This is a genomic window from Candidatus Uabimicrobium amorphum (assembly GCF_009002475.1).
GTDB lineage: Bacteria > Planctomycetota > Uabimicrobiia > Uabimicrobiales > Uabimicrobiaceae > Uabimicrobium > Uabimicrobium amorphum.
Map to the genome: position 1 here is coordinate 4,203,283 of NZ_AP019860.1, position 21,248 is coordinate 4,224,530.

The following is a 21,248-nucleotide window of genomic DNA, read 5'->3' on the forward strand; positions in this document are numbered from 1 at the left end:
TATGGAATTAGTTGCAAAAATTTTACATGATTGGATAAACAATGACAAACAAAAGAATATATTTATCTCCACCACATATGGACGGACGGGAGCTAGAGTATATACAACAGGCCTTTGCCAGCAACTTCATTGCGCCGTGTGGCCCTATGCTCAATCAATTGGAAAAACAATTTAGTGAGTACAGTAAAATTCCTTATTGCGTAGGTCTTACCAGTGGAACAGCAGCTCTACATCTGGCTCTCAAAGGCTTAAAAGTACAACCAGGAGATATTGTCATTGCCTCTACTTTAACTTTTATTGGAAGCGTATCTTCGGCAGCTCACATGGGAACCCAACTTGTATTTATTGATTCAAGTGAAGATACTTGGACAATGGACCCACAATTACTCGAAGAAGAAATAACGCGTTGTAAGAAAAACGGTAAACTTCCTAAGGCTGTTATTCCTACAGACCTTTATGGCCAAAGTTGCGATTTTGATGCCATTTCGCGCATTTGTAAACCACACGGCATTCCTGTAGTGATGGATTCTGCCGAAGCAATCGGAGCCAAGTATAAAGATCACCATGTAGGATACGATGCGACTGCCGCAATATACTCACTCAACGGCAACAAAATCATCACCTCGTCAGGAGGAGGTATTCTCGCCTCTCATGACAAAAATCTCATTGATTACGCACGATTTTTGTCAACGCAAGCACGCGAGCCTTTTCCTTACTACGAACACCAGGAAATTGGTTATAACTATCGGCTCAGCAACATATCAGCAGCAATTGCATGTGCACAGTTGGAAATTATCGATAAAAAAGTACAACAAAAACGCGCTATTTTTACATATTATCAACAACATCTAGGAGATCTTCCGGGTATTACCTTTATGCCTCAAGCCACATATGGCCAAGGAAACAGTTGGCTAAGCGTCATTCTCATTGATCCAGAAAAATTCGGAGGTACATATGAAGATGTGCGCCAAAAATTGGAAGAGCACAACATCGAATCACGTCCAATGTGGAAGCCAATGCATTTGCAACCAGTTTTTCGTCATTGCCGTGTTGTGGAAAACGGAGTTGCCAACAAACTCTTCTCCCAAGGACTATGCCTTCCTTCAGGAACTTCTCTAACAGAAGACGACTTGAACAGAATAATAAACATCGTCAAAAACTGTGGAAATTCTCAATAGTTCTTTGGAACTACATAATTTGATTTAATAAAGCAATAACGAGTTGTAGGAAAGGTCATTCTTGACAAACTAATCTGAGAAAATATAATAATAGGCTTGCTTTTTATCATTATTCATGTGGGATATCTCTTTATGACTTCAGATTATAATAAAAATCTATGGAATGCGGTACTGGCAGAATTGGAAGAAAAAGTATCCAACCGCCACCACAGTTTATGGTTCCAGAACACCGAACTCATTTCATACTCCAAAGATTTGCTTACGATTAGTGTTGAAAATGAATTTATTCAACAGCGAATTTTGGAAAACCATAAACAAGACATTGTCGATGCCGTATTTAAATGCTGTGGTGACCAGCCGGAGTTAGAGTTGATCATTCGCGAGGAGAACAAGGAAGAGCAAGGATTTTTTGATTTTGAAGAAAAAGCCAATGCCTATTGGCAACAAGAAGGAGCAAAAGAGTTTCCCGCGGTGCACGCCAATATAGAAGCGGTGAAACAACGTATCCAGCTTAACGATTTGTACACATTTGATAATTTTGTCGTCGGTCCATCAAATCAACTAGCACATGCCGCAGCACTCGCCGTAGCCAATAAGCCAGGAGAAACATACAATCCATTGTTTATGTATGGTGCCGTAGGTCTTGGAAAAACTCATTTGCTACAAGCGATTTGTCATAATATCCTATCCGCTTCGGAGAAACACAATATCGTTTATTTGTCCTGCGAAGAGTTTATTAATCAATTTATTACTTCCGTCGAACACGGCAACGTCGAAGGCTTTCGTCAAACATTTCGTTACATTGATATTTTAGTCATAGATGATATTCATTTTTTGGCGAATAAAGAACGTACACAAGAAGAATTCTTCCATGTATTTAACATGTTCTACAACGCACACAAACAAATTATACTTTCCAGTGACAGCCCACCATCGGAAATTCCCGAATTACGAGAGCGCTTAGTATCGCGTTTTAAGTGGGGTTTAGTCAGCCAAGTAGATGTTCCCACTTTTGAAACGCGCGTTGCCATTGTCAAAAAGAAATCACGTCTAAAAGGTACACCTTTTAACGACAGTGTTTGCCAATACGTTTCCGAAAATATCGTTTCCAATATTCGCGAACTAGAGGGAGCGATTAATCACTTACTGGCACTGTCGGACTTACATAAACAAAACATAACAATAGAATTTGCTCAACAACACTTAAAAGAGGTTATCATCCCCGAAGAAACGATGATACAACTACCACTCATCATGAATGTCGTGGCCAAAGAATTTAATGTAACCATTGCCGACCTGCAGTCAAAAAAACGCCATAAATCCATAGTAGTCCCCAGGCAAGCGGGCATGTACCTCGCGAAAAAGCTCACCAACTATTCGCTGTTAGAAATAGCGAATTTTTTCGGGAAACGCGACCATACCACAGTATTACATGCAGTAGAGAAAATCAAAGATCTACGTAAACAAGACAAGGATCTTCATGAAAAACTAGTGGACATCGAATATAAAATTTCGGGTACGGACAGTCATGAGTAACCGTTTTATGAGCGCAAAATTTTCCTCAAGTCCTAAAAAACAAAAATCCACAATACAAACTTGACTTGTAAACGCTGGATCCCTGTTTTGCAGGGATGACCGTGCCCAACAGCTCGCTGTTGTTTTGTTAAAATCAAACTACTTCAACTTGCTGTTGGAATTGTACAATTTGGTCGTATAAAGTGTTGTACAATTATCACTTACGGTCAAGATTGCAAAACCATTTTGTTTTGTAGTTCCAGAGAACACCATAAGGGGTTTATATCTTAGATGTGATTAAGTCAGGAATGCCCCTAAGAAAGTGTCATTCCTAACGAAAAGTGTTATTCACGACGGAGAAATGTCATTCAGTTAATCAAGAGGTGCAATTAAGACGTTGCGAATTTCATGTTTACTATCTGCTCCTCCTGTTGCAGCGGCAAAACCAATTCGATTATGCTTACTATTCCACTTGCGATTATAACGAACAATCGGCTTGCCTTTTCCATCAACATACACCTCAATGCGATCGGCATACACCACAATTTTTACTTTACGCCATTTTCCATGAGTATATATCCCGCGATCCCATTTATCGGTAATGAGGTCCCCTTTACCATCGCGTACAACGATACGTCGATTTTCGTACGTAGTAAAAAAAACTCCATAGCCTGTTCCGTCTTTGACAAAACCACAGTCACTACCCACAGGAGGCTTGTCATAATTTGCTGCATTTTTCGCAAACATAAACGCAATACCATCTGCGGAGTTGTAAACCTTATTTCTCCCGCCATCATCGTCATAAATAGAATATTCAAACGCCACAGCAAAAGGAACTTTCACTTCTTTTTTGTACCACACAACTCCCGCAGCGCCTCCGCGATCATCAGGAGTTAAAATAACCGTGTTGCCATCTCCCACTGGATAAGAGTCATTATTTGTTTGGTGATAACTCCAATTTTTATCATTAAAAATAGTGTCTTTTCCTTCCCATATGTTTTTCTTTGCGGCAGGAATACGACTGTAAATTTTATCCATTTCATTTCGATAAAATTTCTCGGGGTAACGCCACTTATCAAAGCGAAAAGGGCGATTCTTCGGAACAGTATCTCCGGCAAAAACCTGCGTTTGCTTTGCAGCGCTTTTGAGAGTTACATTCCCCTCTTTATCGAGATGCAAATCCACTACTCCATCAGCATTCCACTTCATTGTCCATGCAACTTTTCCATAAACAATGACCTTCATCCACCAATACGCAGTACGATAGTTATCTGGTGCCGTAAAAAATCCTTGGGCGCTAAAATCAATGTAACCCTTTTGCGGCACATAAATACTTAAGTCGCTCTTGTAGTCGTACCAACCATTATTCGTTGACGTTGTTTTTTTCTTCAATAGTGAGACTACGTGGATTCGGTGTGCGTAATTGTTCACTACTTTACCGAAAGTCCATCCACGGGAACCTTTCGGGGAAACCTGAGATTTTAATTCTTTATTTTGTGCTGTTAGATCTTGTATCTGTTTTTGTAGTTTTGTGTTCTGTTTTTGTAGTTTTGTGTTCTGTTTTTGTAGTTTTGTGTTCTGTTTTACAGCATCAATCAGATTTTGTAAATGTTGTATAGTTTCATTTAAAGAACTGTCTTTTTCTTGAGAAAAAACCACCGCTACACAACATAAAGAGATTAATATATACCTCATTCGTCACTCCAAAAAATAAAAAGATTTAGTAAACAACTTTCATGTGGTACTATTTATGCATAAACACACATTAACTTTACAAAAATGGACGGATTATATATGGAAACATTTGATACTATTATTGTCGGTCTGGGGGCTATGGGAAGTGCCACCGCGTACTACCTTTCACAGCAACAGAAAGTTCTCGGACTTGAACAGTTTACCGTAGCCCATAACTTAGGTTCTTCTCACGGCGAAACGCGAGCAATTCGCGAGGCGTACTTTGAAGATCCTGTTTACGTCCCGATGGTACAACGCGCTTACGATAACTGGAGTCATTTAGAAAAAAAAGCCCAAACTTCTCTACTGAAACAAGTAGGAGGACTTATGATTGGTCCGCGCAATAGTTTGGTATTTCGTGGAGCCGAAAAGAGTGCCATAGAACACAACCTTTCTCATGAAATTTTAGACGCACAAACAATAAAGCAGCGCTTTCCCTTTTTCTCCCCTCGTGAAAGTATGTATGCTGTATGGGAACCGCGAGCAGGAGTTTTATTTGTGGAAAAATGTATAGAAGCATATATCAAATTGGCGCAGGAACAAGGAGCCCAATTACACTTCTCAGAAGAAGTACTCTCGTGGAACGCCACCGAAGACGGTGTTGTTGTCACAACGACTAAGGGAAAGTATCGTGCAAAAAAACTCGTACTTTCCGCAGGGGCATGGATGACAAACTTGTTTTCTGCTCTCGAAAAACACCTAAATGTCGAACGACTTGTGCAATTGTGGTTTAACGGGAGCAAAGATCACCATCTTTGCCCAGTAAATATCTGGGAATATGCCAACAACTGTTTCTTCTATTCTTTACCAGACATAGGGGAAGGAATTAAAATTGCTCTGCACCACAGTGGACAAATAACTACGGTGCAAAACCTTAACCGCGATATCTGTGAAAAGACAGACATTCTTCCTGTACAAAAGTTAATAAAGACCTATATGCCACATGTAAACCCCGAAGTTATTAAAAGTAGTGTTTGCATGTATACAAATACACCTGATGGTCATTTTATTATCGACAACCATCCACAACACAAAAACGTTTGGGTTGTTAGTCCATGCTCGGGGCATGGATTTAAGTTTGCAAGTGTTATTGGAGAAATAATCACTTCTTTAATCACAACAAACACAACACCTTTTCCATTAGAATGCTTCTCTATTAAACGTTTTTCTTTGTAAACTTACAATATAAATGATTTCAGATCATCCATAGAGAAAAGTTCTACAGAAGCGAGGTTTTGGCAAAATTTATTCACCATAATTTGCGACTCAGGATGCACTTTTGCGTATTCTACCATCAATGTCGCCATTGTGATGCGTGCAATTGAATATGCCAGTTGCCTTGCTTCCACTTCTAAAGTCTCACGTTCCGCACTGCTCACAAATTTAATGAGTTTTTGCATACTTTCACTTATAGAACTTGGTGCATTTTCCGCTGTCGTTAATTTTCCCTGAATCCATTTACACCACAATGGAAACGACTGTTCTTTATCTACGGCACGTAATACGTCAAGACTCAAGATATTCGTTGTCCCTTCCCATATAGAATATACTTGTGCATCACGCAAAAACCGCGGAAGACCTGTGTCCTCGATATATCCCGCTCCTCCAAACAACTCCAGCGTTTCACTTGAAATTGCAATGGCTTTTTTTGCAGAATATAACTTGGCGATGGGAGTCAAGGTGCGCAGTAGTTTGTCTTCCTCTGCCGTCGCAGTATTGGTTTCGCTTTTTCCCAAAAGCTCAATCAAGAAAAAAATCAAATGAAAGCATCCAGTGAACTCGGTCTGTAATTCACATAAGGTACGGTAATGTAAGGGATGATCAATTAAATATTTGCCAAATGCTTTGCGTTTCCCAGCATAGTCTATCGCCAATGCCAAACAGCGACGCATATGACCAAGCGCAGTTATCGAATTATACAAACGCGTAATATTAAGCATAGAAGCAATTTTACGTACACCATGACCTAAATCTCCTACCATTTGTGCTGGTGTTTGATGTAAAGAAAGTTCGGCAGTGGGAAGCGCTTTCGTCCCTAGCTTATCTTTAAGACGATGAACTTCTATATTTTGTAATTTCTGTTCACCATCGCGCAATTCAATCATAAACAAACTAAGTCCCTTACTACCCGTTACTTCGTCAACACGTGCTAAGGTTAATGCCATTTCTGAAGTTGTCGCGGAAGTAAACCACTTCGTACCTTCCAAGTTGTATAACTTGCCTTCTTTCCGTATCGCTGTGGTTGCTGTCTGACTTACATCAGACCCACCGCGTCGCTCCGTCATCCACTGACCTGATGTCCAAAATTTTTGTGGATCGCGAGAAGTTAAATTCGCAAAAGCACCACGTAGAAAATCATCTTCCCCGTAAATTTCGAGGACACGCGCCGCACCATCGGTCATCGCCAACGGGCAGGTAAAAAAAGCCGACGAGGGATGAAATAAATACAATTTAGCAAATTGATATAAACGAGAATAATTTTGATAATCACGTTCATAGCCAATCGCAACAAGTCCTTCGGTTGCGGAAATATTTTTTAGTTCTTTCCACGCATGACTGACGCGGATTTCATCAATGCGCTTTCCCCAACTGTCATACGCAATATGAGTAGGTTCCGTGTTCTCGGCTTCTTCACCTAAGTGCAAGATATCGTTCACAACTCGATTGCCAAATTGCAGCAAATCGTCATGAATGCTGGCATACATCTCTTTAGGTAGTTTCCACTGTAGATAGTTTTGTAAGAGCATGTCGCAAGTAAATTGGTTTTTTAATTGCGGTGGTTGTTGAAAAAAATTATCCATGATTGTATCCTACTATAAAATAAAAATTTGCCACAACACAATAACTTCACGCTGTATTCAATTTCATTTTGTTCAAACAATTATTCAACATCCCTTATTATAGCACAAAGGATCGCAAATGGAACCGCGCAATATATATTGGCATCATGGTATTATTAACCGCACACACCGTGAACAACTCAATAAACATCGAGGGTGTTGCTTGTGGTTTACTGGGCTCTCAGGAAGTGGAAAATCGACAACGGCATGTAAGCTAGAAGAAGAACTTCACAATAACGGAATACATTGTTATTTATTGGATGGTGACAACATACGTCACGGCTTGAATAACGATCTCGGATTTTCTCCACAAGATCGTAAAGAAAATATACGCCGTATTGGCGAAACAGCAAAGTTATTTGTTGATGCGGGTATTGTAGTCATCACCTCTTTTATTTCGCCATACATAAGCGACAGGCAAGCAGTGCGACAGCTCTTTGGCACAAGCGATTTTATCGAATTATATGTATCTTGCTCACTACAAGTTTGCGAACAACGCGATCCAAAAGGACTCTACCAAAAAGCCCGTAAAGGTGAAATTAGTAGTTTCACGGGAATTTCAGCTCCTTATGAAGCACCAGAATCTCCAGAAATTACAGTTCACACTGATAAGCACACTACACAAGAAAATGTAACGCAAATCTTGAACTATCTACAAAAGAATAATTATTTGCATTTGCAATAATTTTCTGGTATTTCCCTGGTAGTTCAAGTATTATTTGTATTCACAGGTTTGAGTTAATTTTCACCCTAATTGTTGGTCTTGTAAAAACCGAAAAACACAAATCAACTAACCATTAGGTATTTTCTATTTTTAGAATCCTGAGTATATGAAAGCTAGGTTTCTAGTATTGTAAAGGTATAAATAGTATGTCTCGCGGTAGTGATATAGATTTTGCAAAATTTTCTCTTATTTTTGGTTTTGCTCAGAAAGAGGAAATTTGTTCGGCCATACGCGAAGTAGCATTATTACAAGAACTGGGAATAAATAAGCGTTTACCGCATATCATGTATGAACGAAAAATGCTAAGCGCTGAACAAATTCAAGCGATTTTTTGGGGATTGTATTATTCCAAAAGAATCCGCCGCTATCCAACGCGTATTGTCTATGAATTTACAGAACAAGATGACCAAATTTTTACCCAAAAAGCCTCGGTTCCTATCAACCATTTGATCGACGGAATTCGCAATAAAGACAAGCAGGAAAGTACTTTTCCACAAGAGTTTTTAATTTATTGCCAAGATATTCAAAACACCCTGGCCAAAAAAGGTTTTCATCGTTCGTTATTGTCTATACTAAATACCAAAGGTTACCTAACTGCCCCTTACAAGAACCTCATTCCCAACATCGAAAGTAAACGCGTTATCCTCACATCGCCACGCCAAGTAAAAGAAGCGCGTTTTCGCCGCAAGTGTGAACAAATACTCTACGCGGCTTTGGCAAAAAAGAAATTCAAACTCAAAGACCAAGAAGCGCTACACGCTTTGGATGTGTGGAACCAAGCACTAAAATTAGACGTAGACTTCAAATACAGCGAAATTCTATTCTTTCTTGGCTATGCAAAAAGAACCGAAGTTCACTCCGTTGCGATGGTTTTGGAATACATCACCGCGATTAATCAAAACCCTAATGTCAAATTTATTGATTCACGAGCACGCCTTTTTTCTATTCAAAACCCCGATTACGAAAAGAAATATACCAAAGAATACGAACTGGCAGAAAAACTGCGAAAAATAGGTTTAGTAAAAATGGACGGGTCGAATATCCTTATTTATAAAGGAATTATCGACCATGAAGATCTTCCAAGTGATCAAAGTACCGCGAGTATAGATCTCGCTTTTGTGTCAGGAAGTGACCGTGGACTCATAACACATCACAAATTATTATCGATAGGTATGAAGTCGGAAAAAGAAAGACGAAAAAAACTATTTCGTTCAATGTTTCCGTATTCGCTTTCTAATCTGGGACGTGAATTTGAACAGGTTTACGTCGATGAGCGAGTTGCCATTCGCAAAAGCCCTGTACATGAAGCCGATGAAATCGTACAAGAATGGGCCCAAACACAAATTTTATCTCTACAAGACGAAACATATCAAACAGAAGTAGTACCTCTTCCAAAAGAGTCTCCCAGTTCAAAAAGACGTCCCATTGCTCCCGAGGTGGACAAAACAGAATACATATCTCTCCCACAACAAGGAGAGCAAGTTCCTGGTGCACAAACAGAATATTTTTCCCTTGCCCAGGCAACAAACGAACTCAAAATACTCAGCGCGAAAATAGAACAAAACGTCGCGGAAACGCGCTCCACCAAATTACTTTTCTGGACAATTTTCTGTTTGTATGCAGGAGCTGCGGTTATTTTGTCTGAGTTAGATAAAATATTTGTGGGAGAAACCGACAACCTACCACTATACAGTGGGCTAAGCACATTCATTATGTGTTTCCCAGCGATTATATGGGGCAGTTACCTTGGGAAACTCGCCGACCGTGGTGTAGCACACAAATTGATTCTCGGTGGCTTTATTATTCACCTACTATGCATGCCATTTCTACCTTTTTGCAGTAATATTTATGGACACCTCGCCATAAAATTTGTCCAAGCAATCGGCTTGGTTGCCGCCGGTATTGGTACAGAATTTTGTGTTAGTCGTTGGTACGGTATTGGAGAGCGTGGTAAAATGCTAGGTATTGCATCCATCACCGCCACAGCAGCGGCAGCAATTGGCTTTATTCTACCAGCATTTTTTGAAGGCATCCAAATTCCAGGGGTTAGCGACAGACTCGCTCCCGTTTTCTCTGCTTCTATTTTGTGGGTAATCGTATCACTGATCACTCTACCATTTTCATACAAACACATTCGTTTGGGCGCTGCAACAACAGAAGATACGGAAGAAGAACTTCCGGCGGAAAAACTCGCCGTCTCACGCGTTCCGCTGTTTGCCTCGATGATCTATGGAATTTTTCAAATGGGTGTATTCATCGTATTTCTTCCAACCTTTGAGCAGAAAATGGGAGACAACCCTTCTCCGTATTTGAGCGAAGATTACCTTGCAAGTGTCCTTGCTCTTGGCGCTGTGATTAGTAGTTACGTTTTCGGTAGTATCAGCGATAGAATTGGCCCTCTAAAAATTCTACGTAGTCTCACATTTATCGCCATTATCTGCTGTATATTACTTCCCTACTACATTCGCCTAGAATATGCTCTTCTCATCTTTTTCATACTAGGGCTCGTAGAAGGTGGGCTACATCCACTAGGCTTTTCATGGCTATTGGAAAGTATCGATGACGAACAGTACTACGGAGCGGCCACAGGGGCCTATACTTTGTATAATAGTGCTGGGGCAATGTTCGGCTGTTTATTTTGTGGTATTATTTTTAAATATGCATCGATTAGTACGTTTTTCTTAGTATTGACAATCATATTTATTATTTACTTGTATCTTCTACTCATTTCGCAAACGAGGGAAGCGCCTTTTGCCAAACGGCAGGTTCGCGGGGTTCTACGTTTACTAGAGCCTCCTGAGACCGAACTATAACAGATGAGGGAATCTATGATTTTAAGATGTGGTATTTTTTTTCTTGTTATTTGTAGTATTTCCGCCCAAACAAATTACGATTTTAAAACGGTAATAACGAACGCCAAACAACGCGTTTTTCCCGCACTGGTTTTTGTCAAACCAATTGTGGAAGTATTCTACAGTGGAAAAGCGCAACGTCAACAAGTATTTGGTAGTGGAGTTATTATTTCCGCCGATGGTTATGTTGTGACCAATAACCATGTGGCGGAAAACGCCAAAAGCATCAAATGCGTTTTATCTGATAAACGACAAGTCCCCGCAAAAATTATCGGTTTGGATAAAGAAACTGACTTAGCTCTCCTAAAACTAGATCTCCCGGAAAACACCACTCTACCCTTTGCTAAATTTGGTAATTCAAACCTTATCGAAGAAGGCCAATTTGTTATGGCAATGGGCAGTCCTTTTGGCTTCAGTCGTTCCATATCTTTTGGAATTATCAGTTATACAAGACGTTACTTACGCGAAGGTCCATATAATTTGTGGATTCAAACTGATGCGGCGATTAATCCTGGAAATTCTGGCGGACCACTAGTGGATGATACCGGAAATATCATCGGTATTAATACACTGGGAGCAAGGGCAAATAACATTGCTTTTTCCATTCCGGCAAATACGGTAAAAGAAGTGATCGCCATTCTCAAAGAAAAAGGCCAAGTAACGCGTACTTGGACAGGAATTACATTTCAAGCATTACGCGATTACTCCAAAGAAGTTATCATCAATGCCGACGCTGGGGTTCTCGTCGCCAGCGTCGATCAAAATTCTCCGGCAAAAGATGCGGGAATACAAACGGGCGATATCATTCTAGAGTGTAATAACCAAAAAATTATGGGCATTTATATGGAAGATTTACCAGCCACACGTGCCTTTTTTGCCAAACTTCCCAACAAATCCATTGCCGACATAAAAATTCGCCGTGGAGACAAAACAATGCATATCAAAATGCATTTGCGTCCCAAAGGTAAAATAAAGGGAGACAATTTCGAATGTGATCGTTGGGACATGACAGTGAAAGGTATCAATAAATTCTCCAGTCCCAATATGGCTTTTTTCCGCGAAAAAGGCGTATACATCCAAGGAGTTCAGTATGTTGGTAACGCACAAAGTAGTCATTTTTTAATGGGAGATATCATACTACAAATTGATGGCGAAAATATCGATTCCTTAGAAAAAATAAAAACGATCTACGAAAAATCACTAAATAGACCTGATTCGGAAAAGAAGCTTTTATTTAAACTATTTCGCCAAGGTCTTCCGTATTACTTAGTTCTTGATTATCGGCGAGATTTCAAAGAAATAGAGGGACAGTAATGTTGCGAACCTTATTTTGTTTTGTATTTTTTACTATTGTCGTTTTGGCCCAAGAAGATGCAAAAGTACCTATAAGCGAAGCGATCATCAATGTGCAAAAGTATTTTTTTACCGTTGAAGTAAAGTTGGGTAAAAATATAGAAAAGAAAGTACTCAACAAAAACGATTACGACTATGAACCCAACGAACAATTTATTACCAATAAAATAACACGGCGTTTAATGGGTGTTGCCTATCCCAAAAAAAATTGGATAATTACCAGCTCAATAGGGGCCTTTCCCAATCAATTCAAACAAGTCGAGGTGATAACAGCAACAGGGAAAAAAATACCGGCAAAATATCATGGGACATTTGAAAAATACGCTGTTGATATCTTTCAAACTGCCGAAGATATCCCCACTCCTGCTTTAGAAGACTATGATTTACGTGACGCAAGCAACGATTTTTATGCCGTTGGTCTTGTCGAACGTCAACATAAAATATACTTTAATTACGTATTACATCAAAATCGCGAACAACGAATACCTTTTTCACAAGGGCAAAAAGACGATTCTCTACATCAAATAGGTTTCCATTTCCTTCTCACACCACAAGGACGCCCTTTTGCATATAGTTTTTCTTCTTACTCCTTTCATGGTGAACATCAACAGTGGGTAGACAAAAACAATGTCAACACCCCAATGATTCACACGGAAAATCTAAAAATACAAAACGCGAAAAAACAAATTTCGCAAGATTTAAATAGCACAATTCTACCGATTACCATTAAGTTTCGACATCGTCCTAAAGAAGAAAACGATATGACATTTTATGGCCATCGTGGAAGAGTAAACAACGATACTATTGAACTGAAAACCAGTGGGTGTTTAATCGACAACAATGGGACTTTATTGATATCTTCCGATCTCGCAACAGAGCACATAAAACGTATTCAAAACATCGAAGTAAAAATGGGCGTAAAGTCTTTCAATGCCAGCTTTTTGGGCATTTTCAACAATATTGGCGCCATGCTCATTCATTGTCCCCATTTGAAAAATCACCATGCAAAAATCAATCGTCACTACCATTTACAAAGACAAGAACTATTTTTTGCCATTAGCGCTGACAAGGGAAACATTGATGATATTAAACGCGTTCCTTTGCGCTTTGATAAGTATACAATAGGTTATAAGGACAATAAATTCATCGATATTTACACTTCCAAAAACTTAGATACATTTCTACTTAATAGACACAACGAAGTAATTGGCTTTTTTACTGATTTTAAAATCGATGAAGAGGATCGCCTCAAAACCTCCAGCTATAGTTCTCCCGCAAATAAACCAAACGTATTTTTGTTTAAAGATGTGAATAAAATTTTGAATGATCCCACGGCACACTTTGATAAAAAAGCCGTACCTGTAGAAGAAAAAGAACAAACAAAAACGTGGTTGGGAGTAGAAATTCAAATACCCAAAACACAACTTATTGAGCATCTAAAAGCAACAACGGTTACCCAGTACGGCAAAATCGGCTATATCGTGAATTATGTGTATGACAACTCTCCTGCGCAAAAAATAGGTCTAAAGCCTCTAGACATTATCTTAAGTGTTACTCCACAAGACAGCAAAAATGAAATATTTTTCGAAAGTCAGTACTCTTATCACAGCGACTCTGTGGCACCGCGATTTGCATGGGGAGATTTGGAGTTTAGCCGCTTTTTTAGCAAAAGAAATCACAGTGTTATCGATATACTCACCAAGCTTGGCGAAAATCGCGAAGTAGTGATCAAATATTTTCGTAATGGAAAAATACAAACGAAAAGTTGTAAACTTCACAAAGCTCCACTTGATTTCGAGACTGCCGAAAAAATAAAAGTGCAATCTCTGGGCATAACGGTAAAAGATTTGACATACGAAGTAAAACAAGCCCTGCACATTCCGAGTACAACAACAGGCGTTGTGGTTTTTCAAGTAACGCAAGGTAAACCCGCTATGATTGCTGGCATACGAACCTATGAAATCATTACTCTTGTCGATGACGTTCGTGTAAAAGATGCCCAACATTTTTACGACCTTATCGATCAAGCTTATAAAACCAACAACGAGTATACGACTGTTCTCGTAAATAGATTAGATAAAAGCCGTATCGCGAAACTACAATTTGTAAAAGATTAAGGAGTTTGTTTTATGAAAAAGCTAGTTATTTTATCTATTGTCCTTTTCAGTTTACATGCACAAAATATTACTCATTTTTCCGCATATACCAAAGGGAACTCTGACACCCGCTATGTTGCAGCAACTGATACAGGACAAATTTATTGGTTTGCCCCTGGACAACCGTGGCAAAGATCTTCGATGAGGGGTATACCACAACAAAAAGAAATCAAAGCGCTTTCTACCTATACCAAAGGTAGCGACACTCGCTATGTTATCGTTACGTTTGACAACTCTATCTATTGGTTTGCTCCTAACTATCCGTGGCAAAAATCTTCGACAAAAGGTTTACCGCGCCTCAATATTAAATTTTTATCCACCTACACAAAAGGTAGTCACGATACGCGTTATGTTGTTGTTATGTCCGACAACTCCATCTATTGGTTTGCCCCTGGACAATCGTGGAAGAAATCTTCCACAAAAGGTCTTCCCTTGGAACACGACATAAAAATTTTTAGTACATATACCAAAGGTAGTGACACACGCTATGTGGCTGTTATGTCAGACAATTCCATCTATTGGTTTGCTCCTGGACAGTCGTGGCAAAAATCTTCCACAAAAGGCCTTCCGCAACACAAAGATATTGTATGCTTGTCCACTTATACAAAAGGAAGTAGTGACACTCGCTATGTGGCGGTTATGTCCGACAACTCCATCTATTGGTTTGCTCCTAATTACCCCTGGCAAAAATCTTCCACAAAAGGTCTTCCACAGGGCACAAATATTCGTTTATTTAGTACTTACACAAAAGGTAGTGACACTCGCTATGTGGCCGTTATGTCAGACAACTCCATCTATTGGTTTGCCCCTAGATACCCATGGCAAAAATCATCCACACAAGGTTTAATAAAGTAAGGAGTTTTTCATGGATCCCTGCGTAGCAAAACTAAATATACCACAGCAACAAGTGCAAAAACTACACCAACTCCATCATGGCAAAACATATTTACGCATAGTCATTTTTATTGCTCTTTACTTGAGCAGCGCCTATGGTGCATATCACTTTGTTTTATGGATGAATGTGTGGTGGGCGACATTGGCAATGATACCGTTATACGTCATTGCCGCAGCATCTCTTCATGGAATTAGTTTGTTTACACATGAAGGCGTTCACGGTGTATTGTCGAACAACAAAACCTGGAATCACATCTTAAGTGCTCTATGCGCCATGCCAGTATTGCAAAATTTCGCCGCCTATCGTGTTTTACACTTAAGTCACCATCGCCACTTAGGTTTAGAAGGTGACCCAGACCACTATAAAAACTATACCTCGTGGTCGTGGTTGGTTTTTGCTATGCACTGGGGACGCCTAATCTTAGGTTATCCCGCTTACATCACCGCAATTCCCATTCTCGGTTTCCGCCAAGGAACGATGAAGGATCGCTTATATATCGTCTTGGAATTACTAGCAATGACAGCCGTTATTTATTTCGTTTGCATTTCTTCATTATCATGGACACTACTTTTGCACATGTGGCTAATTCCAATGATTATTATTAACACCATGGTGAACATCCGCGGTATGAGTCAGCACACACTTCTCGAACATGAGTCAGACACAATAAAAGGTACAAGAACGATACTGACAAATCCAATAACTACCTTTTTCATGTGTAATGAAAACTACCACCTAGAACATCACTTATACCCCAATATTCCATGGTATAATCTTCCAGAAACGCATAAACAATTGAAAGAAGATTTAACAGAAAAAGGTGCGCCGTATATTTCTTCCTATTTTGCCTTTGTTTACGACTTTATCGTGGCAAGTATCAAAAGAAGCCCTGTGGGAAGTGTTATCGTAGGAAAAAAGTCCTCGTAAAACCCATGGTGTCACATTGTGTCATCCCTGCGAACGCAAGGAGGCAGCGTTTTGAAGTCAACTTTAGATTGCTGGTTTCCCGCTTATGCGGGAATGACATGTTTTTGTAAGTCTTGATTAAGACTTTTATTCTTAACCTAACATGAACCTGTGGCACGATTCCCCCCTAGGAACCATTCTCTTCTAAAAACAACAAAGAGCGATAGCCAAACCAACTATATGGTTCCCCATCGATAATAGCACACGAAAAACCCAATTCCTTCAGAATGTCTTTTTTACGATGAAAAGGATACGGCTCTGTTGAACACAACAACAGTGTTTTGTTGCGATCAAAGTCATTCACATCAATCTGCGGGTATTTCTCCTCATTGCTCCAATGGTATCCACTTAACCCCAAATGGTGGAAAACAGAACCAATAAAAGTATTTGAAGAGACACACATCCATGGATCACGCCAAATGAGATATACAAATTGTTCACAAGTGTCTTTTAGTGGTGTAATCCACTCTTTAATACCAGGAATATTTGCTAAAGATCTACTCGTTATCTTGCGCTCTGCGACTTTCTGCCAACGATCACTATAGTTGAGAAGTAAATCGTTTTGCAAACGTTCTCCCAACGTTGTCAAAAAAGGTGGAATATCTTCAATTTCACGAATGTGACTCACTAGGTTTTCGATAGGACTATTTTCGGCCATTTCCTTCGTATTTTCTTCACGATCTAGTAGTAAAAAATCGGCCTGTAAATCGCGTACTTTTTCCCAAGAAATGTCTTTCGTTCCTCCCACATTTTTTGCATTTGCCGCTTTATCTTTCGGATGCAAACAAAAACGAGTGCGTCCAACGACATTTACTCCCGCACATAACAAAGTTTCCGTCCATGAAGGAACCATTGAAATTACTTTCACAACATCTCCTTAAAACAAAAAAAGCCAACACATTAAAAAATGAGTTGGCTTTTTAATATAAAAAGAAATTACTTCTTGGTCACTGCGTAAGACAATCCACCTGCGTTAAAACCTTTTGCGCTCTTTGGACCTGTCACAGTTGTTGTTACAACAAACATGCCAGTAGAACGAATCGGTTTATGGTTAACTAGGTATGTCTCGCCTTTTTTGACGCTCTTATTGAACAGAGAAATTTCTTTGGTGTTACCGTTAGCGTTAATTGCTGCAACTTTAATGACAACTTTACCTGTTGTTTGAGCAGTAAATGTTGCGGAATTAAAATTACCGCGATGCAAAATTTCGCTAAGGCCAACAAAAGAAGCACCTTTGCCTTGATTATATGGACTTACGCGTAGACGCAAGTTGCCATAAGGTTTTTTTGGTGCATTGTTTGGTTTTTGACCTGGAGCTGTCGCTTTCTTGATCACAGCGTAAGTAACAGCACCGGCATTAAATTTTGCCGCACCATTGACATTGCGTACCACAGTACTAACTACAAATATGCCATTGGAACGAATAGGTTTGTGATTTAGAAAGTATGTTTCACCCTTTTTGGTTTTCTTGTTGAACAAAGCAATTTCTTTACCACCACCGTTTTTGTTAATTGCTGCGACTTTAATGCTGACATTACCTGCGGTTTTTGCAGTGTAAGTTGCCGCATTAAAAGAACCAGCACGGTTGATGTTCATCGCACCCACAAAAGAAATGTTCTTACCATTTTTTACTTTGTGAACTTGAAGTTGTAAATTACCATATGGCTTTTTCGGAGCACGTACATCGGCTGCAGAGGCTGCAAATTCAACGTCAAAAACAACGCTAACCATCGCATTTTCTATACCAGAAAATGCGTATGCTTGAGAACTGACCTCAAGTTTAGCTGCTTTTGCTAAATCGAAATTCAATTCTTGTTTACCACTTGCAACGCTAAAAAATTCTTGTACCTGATCTCCCGCTTTTACAACTAAGTCAACACGACCAATTTGTTCTTGTGAAAAAACGACATTCATCGCCTTCACTTTGACAACTTGTTGACCTTCGCTACCTAAAGCGACCAAGCCATCGTAAATACAATTACTTTGCCCTTCATCAAATGAGGCATAGTACACTAGAGCTTGATCATCATTAGCCACTGTAAACAAGCAACCAAAAAGTACAAGCATAATTGCTATATATCGCATTACTTTCTCCAAATTAATTTACGAATTAAACTTGTGTATCTATCCTATTTTAGGAAAAAACGCATGTGGATTCAAAATGAATTTGGGCAAAAAAAAACAGTGGCTAAAATAGCCACTGTTTTTATAGAGAGATTACTTCTAGCTATGCAATTTCTTGTATTTGTTTACAAGCTCTTCCAATTCCTTGTCTTTCGCATTTTCAATTCCACGAATAATCTCCATACGCTCGTTGTAAAGCTTAAGAGCTTCATCCGTTTTGAAAAAAATAAGTTCTTTGGAAATGGAAATAATTCCTGTATCGTCTCCAATTAGCCAGTCACCAGGTTTAATAAAAACTTCGCCAATTTTCAATGGACAATTTTCACTAAAACTAGAATCTTGATTTTTAGAAATAATAGGAGTAATCGAACTAGTGTAACAAGGTAGACCTTTCTCGCGAATCTTGTTTACATCTTTGATGCTACCGTAAACAACTACGCCAACAAGTTCTTTTTTTATCGCAATTTCTGTCGCCATTTGTCCCCAAACAGCGGAACCACGACCACCAGCATCGATCACTAATATACAGCGCGGTTCCATTTTCATTAAAAAATCGAGAACTGCCATTTCAGCTCCAGGCCAAACTTTTAGAGTGGCCGCTTTACCTGCAATTTTTGTATATTTTTGAACAGGGTAAACATTTTCTAAGAAACATGGACGCTCGCTCACCTCACAAAAGTCGCTAGGCGAAACTTGTTCCAACAATTGCAAAAGTTGCTCTTCATGCAAAGAAAAAGGATCTTTGGGAAAAGTTCTTTTGGCATTAGACAAGATCGTTAAAATCGACTTTACTGCTTCCTGTATGCTTTTGTCTTTTTCATCGCAAAAGCGAATTCCAATCGTAGAGGCACCTAAAGATATCGCTTCGACAATTTCATCTTCTTCTTCAACCCCTTGTACTCCGATCGGAGTTGATAACAAGGACGTTGTTTTTTGTAAAAGAGCAAAAGACGATTTATCTAAAGATAACATAATCGAGTGAAAACCATCAGGAATATGTTCATTTATATATTGTTGAGGGCGAACAAGATCGCGAAAATCAAGAATAACATCAACTTCATGCTCTTTGGCCACATCTAAACTTTGTTGCCAAATTTCAGAAGAAACATTACCAGAAACTGTTATGCTATTTGCCCCAGCACCAGCAATTGCTTTGATCTCCGACTCAACATTCGATTGCACCTTCATATCGGCAACCAGTGTCACTTCGGGAAAACGTTCACGCAATACCTTAATGCTGGTAAGTCCTGTACTTTTTAGCAGAGTAGAGCCGATTTCGATAACATCTACACCAGCAGAAACACTCTGTTCAGCACAAAAAATAGCGTTTTCTAGATGTAAAAACTCTAATGATACGGATAGCTTAGGTTTCATAAGCAAAAAATACGCTCCGTTAAAAAATCAGAATTTACTCTAGTGTATTAAGTTAAACACAAAGTAAGATATAATTTCTCTATTTCTAGCATAACACAATATGCAAATATTACTAGATCAAATTTCTGTGCTTGTAGTGAAGTGACGATCAAAAACAACAATATTCCCACAAAGCGAATACTAAAATAAAATACGTATTTGCGTTTGAAAAACTTTTGCCACTGGTGCAACACTCACCAGCAAGGATGGCAATCGTTAAAACAAATATGCTAAAATAAAGGATAGATCGAAACAAGAACGGGATCGAATTAAGGAATTTTTCTTATGGGAAATATATGGTTCACCTCAGATACGCATTTTGGGCACGCGAATATTATCAAACATTCGCTACGTCCCTTTTTCTCTGGGCAAGAACAAGAAATCTATGAACTTGCTCATCGTCCACAAGCAACACAACAAGATATCGCAAACTATGCCAAAATGCGTGTTTCTCCACAAAGCGTACGTAAACACGACGAACAACTTATTGCGAATTGGAATGCGCGTGTTACCAACAGAGATCGTATTTACCACCTTGGCGATTTTGGCTTTGCAAATGATGCCTATACAGATAAAATTCTTTCACGTCTAAATGGTAATATTTACTTTCTACGTGGCAATCACGACTACAACACAAAGGTCATACAAAAACACTGTGTTTGGGTAAAAGATTATTTCGAACTCAAGGTAAAAGACGATACACTACCACAAGGGAAATGCAAAATAATATTGCTTCACTATGCTTTACGTGTGTGGAATGCTAGTCATCATGGATCGTGGCATTTGTATGGACACAGTCACAATACATTACCTGATGACCCTAACTTGCCTGCGATCGATATCGGCGTAGATGCCGTAGCGCATTCATATGCTTTAGAGGAAAATATCGTCGAGCGTTATCGCCCCATTTCCTACGAGGAAATCAAAACCATTCTTTTGCGTAAATTTCAAAATCGCTGTATCAACACACAAAGATTAACACTATGTCCTTACAACCTGAAACATATGAAGGGCTTTATTACACTAAATGTCGATCCCATCGTACGTAAAAATATGGATGGCCCCAAGTCATTGCGACAAGCAAAAGACCTTTTTTTACAGATACTCGCCGATAAAAATAGAAAATGCTGGGCGGTGACTTACCAAGATAATTATATTGGACATTGCTTTTTAGAGCGCACCTCGCAAAACAATGTTGTCGAACTTGGATTTTTGTTTTTTCAAAAATATTGGGGCCAAGGATTTGCAACAGAAACGGCAAAAGCACTCGTCAATTATGCCAAAAATACCCCAGAGATTCGCCGAGTCATCGCTTCAATCGATCACGACCACAACGCCTCTATAGGCGTTTTGCAAAAAGCAGGTTTAAAACTCACCACCACAGGCATGGATGATTTAGGAACTTACTATATCTACTCACGACCTGTTTAGAGCACATAAATTCAAAACGGAAATTCATTTGTCTCTTGTAAAAATTGTTGTTACGGTTTAAAATAAA

At 39.2% G+C, this 21,248-nt stretch carries 15 protein-coding genes; 10 read left to right on the forward strand and 5 right to left on the reverse strand.

The features are described from left to right. Positions 1-41 precede the first annotated feature (41 nt). Together UABAM_RS15205 and dnaA are read left to right on the forward strand one after the other, a co-directional pair. On the forward strand, positions 42-1,178 hold the full coding sequence (locus UABAM_RS15205; RefSeq protein WP_151968858.1) for a DegT/DnrJ/EryC1/StrS family aminotransferase: 1,137 nt from the start codon (positions 42-44) through the stop codon (positions 1,176-1,178). A 132-nt stretch (positions 1,179-1,310) separates the two neighbouring features. Next, positions 1,311-2,714 carry a chromosomal replication initiator protein DnaA gene (dnaA, locus tag UABAM_RS15210; protein ID WP_151968859.1) on the forward strand — a complete coding sequence of 468 codons (1,404 nt, stop codon included), beginning with the start codon at positions 1,311-1,313 and terminating at the stop codon, positions 2,712-2,714. A gap of 351 nt (positions 2,715-3,065) precedes the next feature. Here dnaA and UABAM_RS15215 read toward each other — a convergent pair whose 3' ends face one another. Continuing rightward, entirely contained in the window at positions 3,066-4,388 is a 1,323-nt protein-coding gene (locus tag UABAM_RS15215; RefSeq protein WP_151968860.1) for a lectin-like domain-containing protein, read from the reverse strand. A 99-nt stretch (positions 4,389-4,487) separates the two neighbouring features. On the opposite strand from UABAM_RS15215, the gene solA reads away from it, so the two are divergent. Then, entirely contained in the window at positions 4,488-5,603 is a 1,116-nt protein-coding gene (gene solA / locus UABAM_RS15220) for an N-methyl-L-tryptophan oxidase (RefSeq protein WP_173013338.1), read from the forward strand. 2 nt (positions 5,604-5,605) lie between these two features. On the opposite strand, the gene UABAM_RS15225 is transcribed toward solA, so the two are convergent. Then, positions 5,606-7,228 carry an acyl-CoA dehydrogenase family protein gene (locus tag UABAM_RS15225; protein ID WP_151968862.1) on the reverse strand — a complete coding sequence of 541 codons (1,623 nt, stop codon included), beginning with the start codon at positions 7,226-7,228 and terminating at the stop codon, positions 5,606-5,608. A gap of 118 nt (positions 7,229-7,346) precedes the next feature. On the opposite strand from UABAM_RS15225, the gene cysC reads away from it, so the two are divergent. The 6 genes from cysC (at position 7,347) to UABAM_RS15255 (ending at position 16,174) form a co-directional block, all read left to right on the forward strand. Further along, the gene (cysC, locus tag UABAM_RS15230; protein WP_151968863.1) at positions 7,347-7,952 is read left to right on the forward strand and encodes an adenylyl-sulfate kinase; all 606 of its coding nucleotides are present in this window, start codon (positions 7,347-7,349) and stop codon (positions 7,950-7,952) included. Positions 7,953-8,137: 185 nt separating this feature from the next. Next, positions 8,138-10,804, forward strand: a complete 2,667-nt coding sequence (locus UABAM_RS15235; protein WP_151968864.1) for an MFS transporter — start codon at positions 8,138-8,140, stop codon at positions 10,802-10,804. 15 nt (positions 10,805-10,819) lie between these two features. Further along, the gene (locus tag UABAM_RS15240; protein WP_173013339.1) at positions 10,820-12,157 is read left to right on the forward strand and encodes a trypsin-like peptidase domain-containing protein; all 1,338 of its coding nucleotides are present in this window, start codon (positions 10,820-10,822) and stop codon (positions 12,155-12,157) included. Further along, entirely contained in the window at positions 12,157-14,313 is a 2,157-nt protein-coding gene (locus UABAM_RS15245) for a PDZ domain-containing protein (protein WP_151968866.1), read from the forward strand. The genes UABAM_RS15240 and UABAM_RS15245 overlap by 1 nt, the downstream gene beginning before the upstream one ends. Positions 14,314-14,325: 12 nt before the next feature. Next, on the forward strand, positions 14,326-15,207 hold the full coding sequence (locus UABAM_RS15250) for a hypothetical protein (protein ID WP_151968867.1): 882 nt from the start codon (positions 14,326-14,328) through the stop codon (positions 15,205-15,207). A gap of 10 nt (positions 15,208-15,217) precedes the next feature. After that, positions 15,218-16,174, forward strand: coding sequence for a fatty acid desaturase family protein (locus UABAM_RS15255; protein WP_151968868.1), 957 nt, complete (start codon positions 15,218-15,220; stop codon positions 16,172-16,174). A 166-nt stretch (positions 16,175-16,340) separates the two neighbouring features. Here the strand turns inward: UABAM_RS15255 and UABAM_RS15260 are convergent, their stop codons facing one another. From UABAM_RS15260 to UABAM_RS15270, 3 genes are all read right to left on the reverse strand, one after another. Next, a complete protein-coding gene (locus tag UABAM_RS15260) occupies positions 16,341-17,081 on the reverse strand; it encodes a helical backbone metal receptor (protein ID WP_151968869.1) in 741 nt (246 codons plus the stop codon). Between the two features lie 68 nt (positions 17,082-17,149). Continuing rightward, the gene (locus tag UABAM_RS15265; protein ID WP_151968870.1) at positions 17,150-18,298 is read right to left on the reverse strand and encodes a hypothetical protein; all 1,149 of its coding nucleotides are present in this window, start codon (positions 18,296-18,298) and stop codon (positions 17,150-17,152) included. Between the two features lie 138 nt (positions 18,299-18,436). Next, a complete protein-coding gene (locus tag UABAM_RS15270; protein ID WP_151968871.1) occupies positions 18,437-19,711 on the reverse strand; it encodes an orotidine 5'-phosphate decarboxylase / HUMPS family protein in 1,275 nt (424 codons plus the stop codon). A gap of 324 nt (positions 19,712-20,035) precedes the next feature. On the opposite strand from UABAM_RS15270, the gene UABAM_RS15275 reads away from it, so the two are divergent. Then, on the forward strand, positions 20,036-21,181 hold the full coding sequence (locus UABAM_RS15275) for a GNAT family N-acetyltransferase (protein ID WP_151968872.1): 1,146 nt from the start codon (positions 20,036-20,038) through the stop codon (positions 21,179-21,181). The last annotated feature ends 67 nt before the right edge of the window (positions 21,182-21,248 follow it).